This window comes from Xenorhabdus bovienii, assembly GCF_024721015.1.
GTDB lineage: Bacteria > Pseudomonadota > Gammaproteobacteria > Enterobacterales > Enterobacteriaceae > Xenorhabdus > Xenorhabdus bovienii.
Map to the genome: position 1 here is coordinate 1 of NZ_JANAIF010000106.1, position 7,754 is coordinate 7,754.

Annotated in this window: 8 protein-coding genes; 3 read left to right on the top strand and 5 right to left on the bottom strand. The window is 44.8% G+C overall.

From position 1 onward, the window contains the following. Positions 1 to 161 precede the first annotated feature (161 nt). From NXS07_RS17770 to NXS07_RS17785, 4 genes are all read right to left on the bottom strand, one after another. On the bottom strand, positions 162 to 458 hold the full coding sequence (locus tag NXS07_RS17770; protein WP_258087295.1) for a hypothetical protein: 297 nt from the start codon (positions 456 to 458) through the stop codon (positions 162 to 164). A gap of 70 nt (positions 459 to 528) precedes the next feature. Beyond that, positions 529 to 765, bottom strand: a complete 237-nt coding sequence (locus NXS07_RS17775; protein ID WP_258087296.1) for a hypothetical protein — start codon at positions 763 to 765, stop codon at positions 529 to 531. Positions 766 to 1,290: 525 nt separating this feature from the next. Next, complete coding sequence (locus NXS07_RS17780) at positions 1,291 to 1,509, bottom strand: helix-turn-helix transcriptional regulator (protein ID WP_258087297.1); 219 nt, start codon at positions 1,507 to 1,509, stop codon at positions 1,291 to 1,293. Positions 1,510 to 1,787: 278 nt separating this feature from the next. Next, positions 1,788 to 2,648 carry a DUF6387 family protein gene (locus NXS07_RS17785; protein WP_258087298.1) on the bottom strand — a complete coding sequence of 287 codons (861 nt, stop codon included), beginning with the start codon at positions 2,646 to 2,648 and terminating at the stop codon, positions 1,788 to 1,790. A 468-nt stretch (positions 2,649 to 3,116) separates the two neighbouring features. Here NXS07_RS17785 and NXS07_RS17790 point away from each other — a divergent pair, with 468 nt between their 5' ends. The 3 genes from NXS07_RS17790 (at position 3,117) to NXS07_RS17800 (ending at position 6,946) form a co-directional block, all read left to right on the top strand. Then, positions 3,117 to 4,388 carry a tyrosine-type recombinase/integrase gene (locus NXS07_RS17790; protein WP_258087299.1) on the top strand — a complete coding sequence of 424 codons (1,272 nt, stop codon included), beginning with the start codon at positions 3,117 to 3,119 and terminating at the stop codon, positions 4,386 to 4,388. A gap of 139 nt (positions 4,389 to 4,527) precedes the next feature. Then, positions 4,528 to 4,734, top strand: a complete 207-nt coding sequence (locus NXS07_RS17795) for a helix-turn-helix transcriptional regulator (protein WP_258087300.1) — start codon at positions 4,528 to 4,530, stop codon at positions 4,732 to 4,734. Between the two features lie 106 nt (positions 4,735 to 4,840). Next, entirely contained in the window at positions 4,841 to 6,946 is a 2,106-nt protein-coding gene (locus tag NXS07_RS17800) for an AAA family ATPase (protein WP_438818394.1), read from the top strand. Positions 6,947 to 7,273: 327 nt separating this feature from the next. Here NXS07_RS17800 and NXS07_RS17805 read toward each other — a convergent pair whose 3' ends face one another. Further along, on the bottom strand, positions 7,274 to 7,537 hold the full coding sequence (locus NXS07_RS17805) for a PAAR domain-containing protein (RefSeq protein WP_238099267.1): 264 nt from the start codon (positions 7,535 to 7,537) through the stop codon (positions 7,274 to 7,276). Between the last annotated feature and the right edge of the window lie 217 nt (positions 7,538 to 7,754).

Genomic DNA, 7,754 nt, shown 5'->3' on the forward strand with positions numbered 1-7,754 from the left:
AAGCGAAAGAACTCACCACCCGGTTGACAGATAATTTCCAGACTTTAATTCCTGCATCTTCAAGTTAATTGCGTATACATCACATGAAATTCATCAATCAATTTTGGCTCCCGTTTTATGTACTTTTTTAGTGTTAGCCCCTTGCGGGGCAACATTAAAACTTATTTTCTGAATCGTTCTGAATGCCACACTAACAGAGCAGCAATCTGCTCAAAGTTAACTTCCTTAATATCACCGTAACCTCCTTCTTGGGTCGTAAACTTCTCAAAGTTATTCTGAATATGGTCAATAACGTGCATTATGAATGGACTCATAAAATCAGGATCATCAAGGTAATCATTTGCGTCTCCATCTCCATTTATCTCCTGAAAGAGTTTCCAGTTTGCCTCGAATGATCTTATAGCAAGATCAAGGAATACCCGTGTAGACTTATTTGTTACTATAGTTTCTTTAGACATAATCAATCCTCATTTTTACATGTTTGTTTGACTTATTTTATTTAGTCCCGGAACAGGGATAAACAGATAACTACTTTTTATAAACCAGATTAATGATCACTGATCCGTATCTTAAATCCATTTCACTGACCAGTTCGTTATTAACATAACTGTTCAACGCATCTGTCAGGTTTTCGTCATCCATTACTTCCTCGGCTGAATACCCGCATAGCGCAATGAACGTACTGACGCTTGCTTGGATGGTGAAGAGTATTTCAGGTGTTTGCTCACATAGCATACTTACTGATATTGCAATATTATCATTCATTTAAATGTTCCTTTATTGAGTTGATTATTAGCCCCTTCCGGGGCCATATACCGATCACAAAACCATTAGTTCGAGTTAAAAATAACGTTGTGCATATGTCTCAGATTCACTTTGACCTCATCGAATAAAACATCCCTGAGAGAGCCAGAGCTTTTACATTCTTTTAGAAACCTATTAAATCCTTCTTTGCTGTTTTCTATTACTTTATCAAATACATCATCCATGTATTCTCTGTCTTCAACCCTTTTAAAAAAACCTATCGCCCATGTATTCCTTCATATTACTGATGTAAAGCTCATAACAATAAAATGACTTCACAAGGAATAATCTGGTAGATTCATTGTAGACTTTGATTTCGTGGACTTCTGTTATTGCATTACGCATATTTATTACCTTCTTTATTTTTTGATTGATAGTTCCCTTACAGGAAATATGTATTATTTCGGCAAGGGGTATTATTAACAACAGTCTTATTTTCTTATATTTACATAAAACCTCCTTAGATCATTACATGGATGATATTTGTTAAACTGCTTGTTTTCGTGATGCCTGAATAGCCAGTTCAATCCACGCATCTACCTCACTTTCAATAAAGGCGATTGCTCTTACACCTGTTTTTATCTGTGCGGGAAAGCAACCCGCTTTAATAAGCTCATATATCCATGTTTTCCCGAATCCAGTTCTGTTCATTACCTCAGGTAAACGAATAAGCTTGGGATGTTTATCTGTTTTGATTTGAACCATATTTATCTCCTGTGTTGTTCGATGAGATAATTGTATGGATTTTTCTTGTGATTTAAGAGGGACGTTCGAGAAGAAGTTTTTTACGCAGATTTTTGAAAGAGAAAAAACAGGGTATGTTCAGCTTAGGTGAATATACACGATAAACTTGAAGATGCATGTTTGGTCAGTGATGTGTGCCAAGCCTTGTGGGGACAATGCTGCAAGAGCAACATGCAACTTGAAGTATCACGAGTATATAGACGATATTTGCATTGCGCAGCACACCGCCTCTTGGAAGATCAGTCCTGACCGGATTGCTCATCCTTACCAAGTTCCTCTCTGATCAGATCCTGAACATTCCAGTGTCTTCTGTCGTCGTATCTGTATGTAAAATCGACAAAAGACTGATAGCGAGCCAGCTTTGTCAGATACTTGACTGCCAACGGATGGTCTGTAGACTTCATTTTCTCAACGTCACGAATGCCATCTTTAAACTCGTCCGGGTAGATAAAACTGGTCAGTTGCGGCATACCAATCCTGACCTCTTCATCCTGCGCCCAGAACAGCAAATCCATGATGGGGATGATGTTGTAATCGAGTATTTTTTTGAGGTTGCTGACCCCAAAGCGAAAATTTCTGGCTTGAGGTTCAGGAGCCTGTAGCTGCTGTTTCCACTCAGGAACCATGACTTTCAGGTGATTGATGATTTCTTCGGATGAAGTTTCCGCCAGATTAATTTGAACCAGCATCAACCCTTCGTTGTTTGCCCCGGCTTCCTTCAGATAATGCGAGACTTCCATATGAGGTAGGGGTTTTCCTTCCGGGTTAACGTATTTATCGAAAGCAGCCACATAACCCGCCACCTCCCATAGCCCTTGGTGTGTTACAGGCTTGACGGCATAGCTGGAAGACAGTCTTTTTTCTGGCCCCCCGAAAACATCACCAAACACGACCTTGCCTTCAATCAGCTCTTCGTAATATTTCTGATGCCTGCGAAGATTTTCAGGAGACAGCCCAGCCCGGTATTGTTCCATACGATAGACGACAATCCTGTTCTCTATCTCTTGGAAAAGCTGTTCTACTGTCAAATTTTGCAGGACGCTGTAGTTTTCAATGTTGAACCATTCATTAACAGCGCTGGCTATCTCCGCTTTGGTCATGAGGCATCTATCCTTCTGGCTTTACTTATCGCTTTGATATGTTATGAGTAAACATATCGGATTTGGTGACGGTAATCTATTGAATAGTGCAGGGAAAAGCAGCGGAACAATCAGTCCAGACTTGAAGATTTTTCAGTGAGGTTTGGCAGGGTATGTTGTCATAACCAATTGAATATAATTGACTTTATTTGCAATCACACATATAAAATGATGGTACATTGGTTGGTATACTTAAGGTAATTATGATTATTTTACATTCATTTCAGATAGTTAAAACAAACTACGATTCCGAGTCCGGCACCACTTCAACTTCCAGTGAAGTCCAGCCAAGTCAAACAATTCTTAGCAAATCCTGAAAAATCAATACTATTTCCTATTTCTACGTCTAGTTTAGTCTGTTGCAATCAATATACAGCGAAGGGCATAATTCGGGGCACTTACCGTTCGATTAAAGGAATGCCCTTAATAATGAAACTAAACGCACGACAAATCGAAACTGCAAAACCCAAAGAAAGAACCTACAAACTCGCCGATGGTGGCGGTCTCTATTTAGAAGTCTCGTCACGCGGCTCGAAATACTGGCGTATAAAGTATTACCGCCCGACCGATAGAAAAGAAGACCGTCTGGCGTTCGGTGTTTATCCGGCTGTATCCTTAGCCGATGCCCGCGCTAAACGCGATGAAGCCAAGAAGCTGATGGCACAGGGCATCGATCCCAAAGCTGAGAAAAGAGGTGCTCCCTCTCCTGCCAAAGTAAACACTTTTGAACAGGTCGCCCGTGCATGGCACGCCAGTAACAAACGCTGGAGCGACAGCCACCGTCAAAAAATCCTGCGCAGCCTTGAGCAGTATATTTTCCCGCATATCGGCGCCAGCGATATTACCACATTACGCACCAGCCAGCTTTTAGCGCCCGTCAAGACCATTGATGAGCAGGGCAAGCACGATATCGCCCAGCGGCTGCGCCAGCGTATCACCGCCATCATGCGCTACGCCGTCCAGAATGATATTCTGGAGTCCAACCCGGCTAACGATATGACCGGCGCACTCACCACCGCAAAATCCCGTCATCACCCCGCCTTGCCCCATGAATGTTTACCTGATTTCCTGAACCGATTGTCTGCTTACCACGGACGCTTACTGACCAAAATCGCGGTAGAACTAGCGCTGCTGACGTTTGTCCGCTCCAGTGAGCTGAGATTTGCCCGCTGGCAGGAAATCGACCTTGAAAATGCAGTATGGAAAATCCCCGCCACAAGGCAACCGATTAAAGGCGTTCGCTTTTCTGAGCGCGGCATGAAAATGAAAACGGATCACATTGTACCCTTGAGCCGTCAGGCGGTTCGTCTTATCAACGCCTTACACGAACTGAGCGGCAACTGCGACGTGATGTTCCCCAGCGATCATAATTCCGCGAAAGTCATGAGTGAAAACACGGTTAACAAGGCATTACGCGCGATGGGGTACGATACTCAAACCGACCTCTGCGGGCATAGTTTCCGCACAATGGCACGTGGTGCAATGGGGGAATCCGGCCTGTGGAGCGATGACGCTATCGAGCGCCAGTTAAGCCATATCGAACGAAACAACGTGCGGGCGGCCTATATTCACACATCGAAACATCTGGATGAACGGCGGCTGATGGTGCAATGGTGGGCGGATTATCTGGATGCGAACCGGGAAAAAGCAGTGACGCCGTATGATTTCGCTAAACCGCTGCGCGACAGAGAAAACCGATAGTACGATTTGCAACCCATTAATTTTCATCGAGAGATAACTAATTAACGCTGTTCATTGTGTCTTGCTTTTTAAATAATCCGCCTGTCATCAGACAACGTCCACGGTGAGCGCTCAGGGACTCGGTAACAGGAGAATTAATATGACAATGACAGCAGTGAAAATACACTTTATTCGTTTGCCGGAAGTGCAGCGCAGAACGGGTTACAGCAAAGCGTGGATCTACAAACTGATTAGTGACGGCACATTCCCGAAACAGGTCAAGATTGGCCCGCGTTCAGTGGCTTTTATTGAATCAGAGATTGATGACTGGATCGCCCAGCGTATTGCGGGATCACGGGCGGGATAACACAGAAAAGACGATGACATAAGAACCGAACATAAAACACAACGCCCCAGAGTGTCCGACCACATCTGAGGCGTTTGACCAACAACCGTTAATTAAGGTAAAAACGATGGCTGATACACAGCATACCCAAACTCGCCCTGAATTTACAGTTCAAAAAACAACGGGCAACCCAAAACCGCTTGATCTGATCCAGACCGTGAAAACATCGGCGATGTATTCGTGGCAAAATCTGCTGCCTGCCTGTGGCATTGATGTTCCGGCAAAGGGAAAGCACGGTGCCTGCCCTGTCTGCGGCGGCACTGACCGCTTTCATTTCATCGATGATCACCATCACGGCAACTGGCATTGCCGCCAGTGTGACGCCCCGAATTATGGGGATGGACTGGATTTAGTAGCGAAAACCAACCGGATAACAATTACGGAAGCAGCCAAAGTTGTTGCGAAGGCGCTGGCACTGCCTTTGTCCGAACCTAAGCCCACCAAAGAAATTATCTATCCAACACAATCCATTGCCGAAAGAGTTGCAGCACTGATGGCGCAGACTGTTGCCGGGCAATCTCCCTATTTGACGACAAAAGGGCTGTATTGCTCTAATCAGCGGCTGTTGCCTGACAATTCGGTAGTGCTGCCGTTGACAACACTGGATAAAAAAATCACCGGCGCGCAGATCATCAAACCCAATGGCGAGAAAAAATTATTATCCGGCAGCCAGAAAAAAGGGGCGTTTATTGCGTTGTCAGAGCCGGAAGCGTACCCCTACACGGTCATCATTACCGAAGGTTACGCCACGGCACTCACGGTTAATCAACTCTGTAAAGGCACTGTTCTGGCGGCACTGGATGCAGGCAATTTGCCCTCCGTTGCCAAATCAGTCAGGGAACGCTGGCCGGACACGAAAATCATTCTTGCCGCAGATAATGACTGGCATCACCCCGGTGAACTCGATAAGAACGGTAAACCGAAAGTGAATACTGGCAAAATCTCGGCAGCAAAAGCTGCCCTTGCAGTGAATGGTTGGGTCACGTTGCCACCCACAGAGCATAAAACCGATTGGGATGATTATCGGCAGCAACATGGCATTGAGGCAGCACAGCAGGCATTCAGTAAGGCGTTATATCAGGTGAGGGAACCGATGAACAGCTATGCAATAGCAAACCGTAATTATGACAATATCGAAAGTATTTATCCAAATCGCAAAACAAAGTTACCGCTGTCAGTCGGCTCTGAGGGCTTTGACGCGCAGTTAGACTACGTTGTTAAAGGCATTATTCCGGCGCATTCCCTGTGCAGCATTTACGGCGCGAGCGGATCATACAAGAGTTTTCTGGCGGGAGCATGGGGCTGTCATATTGCTACGGGTAAGGCATGGGCAGGTAAACAGGTTGCTCAGGGTTCCGTGCTGTATGTTGTTGGTGAAGGCGGGATCGGCGTACCACGGCGCATCAAAGCATGGGAAATCGTCAACGGCCAGACGGTTGAAAATATGTACCTGATCAATACTCCCGTTTTTCCGGCCTCGCCTGCCGAAGTGCATGAGCTGGTGATTGCCGCCCGGCAGGTTGAAACTGAAACAGACCAGCCTGTCCGCCTGATTATTCTGGATACCCTCGCTCGCTGCTTTGGCGGCGCGGATGAAAATGATTCAAAAGATATGGGCGCATTCGTTCGGGGCTGTGACGAACTGAAAGCCAAAACAGGGGCAAGTATTCTGGTGGTTCACCATTCCGGCAAAGATGAAAGCAAAGGCGCAAGAGGCTCTAGCGCTTTTCGGGCTGCGCTGGATGTTGAATATCGGATCAACCGGGAAGGGAAAAAAGGCGGTGCGCTGGTTATCACCTGCACCAAAATGAAAGATGCCGAAGAGCCGGAAACCCAAGCCTATGATATGCGTGTGGTTGAACTTTTTACCGATAAAGACGGTGGAGATATTACCTCACTGGTTCTGATTGACAGGCCGCGCGATCCAGTTGAAGAGGACGATATTGGACACATTCCCAATAAAACAGATAACCACACAGCACTATGGCAGTGCATCCGGTCACGCACTGCCCTGAAAGAGCCTTGCAGCATTGCCCTTGTGCGTGATGATTTAAAGGCGATGGGGGTGAATGTGAAGAATTTCAGTCGTTGGTTAACCAAGTTAGAAAATGATGGACTGATTACCCGCAACGGGCAGGAACTCACTATCATTAACCAGAGGAATGATGATTAAAAATGATTAACAAAATGAGGGATCACTAGGAGATGTATTGTACTATTCACCGTATTCCTCATTTCTAGCGCATATATACAAGAAAAGCGAGTAACGCTAATTGCATTGATTTTTAAGGATAAATAAACCCCAGAAACTCACCTATTTTTGCAGTGAGGAAAACAAAAATCGAGGAGATAAACGAGGAAAGGGTGAGGAGGTAAGTCGTTTTCTGGCAGGCATTATTTCATCTCTCCATGTTACCGGATTAATGTATTAGCCCGGTAATACGGAGAAGACAAGCGCAGCGCGTCAGTGTCGCCATAGGCCAAAGTGGTTATCACCTTATTAAGCGAGAAACTCTTTCTGGCTGGCAATCAGTTTTGCACCACATGCTGTGTGCACACCTTCCACGGCGATAGATTTTCCATTATTTTTTAAATTATCACTGCCCTCAACAATAGGAAAAACGCCTTCGCATTTAGGACATTCGACTAAATCCGATTCTCCGGCAACAGGAATACCTTTGTAAGTATAGCCACCCACAGCAGTAATCACTTTTCCCCCGTGATCGGTGGTGTCGTTTAATAAAATAACGGCTTTGTTTGCCATATTGAACCTCATGTATAAAAAATTCGGTTATCAATGATTGATATCAGTCACAACATCAGAAAATATAAATAAATCATGGAAGGTTCTGATATTGAGGTGGTTTTAATAAATATTTATGACTATTCCCATTGAGGTGTGTTATTTATTTTTCCATATGAAAGGTTTAAAACCACCGTCTTTAGACGGTGACTTTGACTTTAATTCTTTGACCTATGCG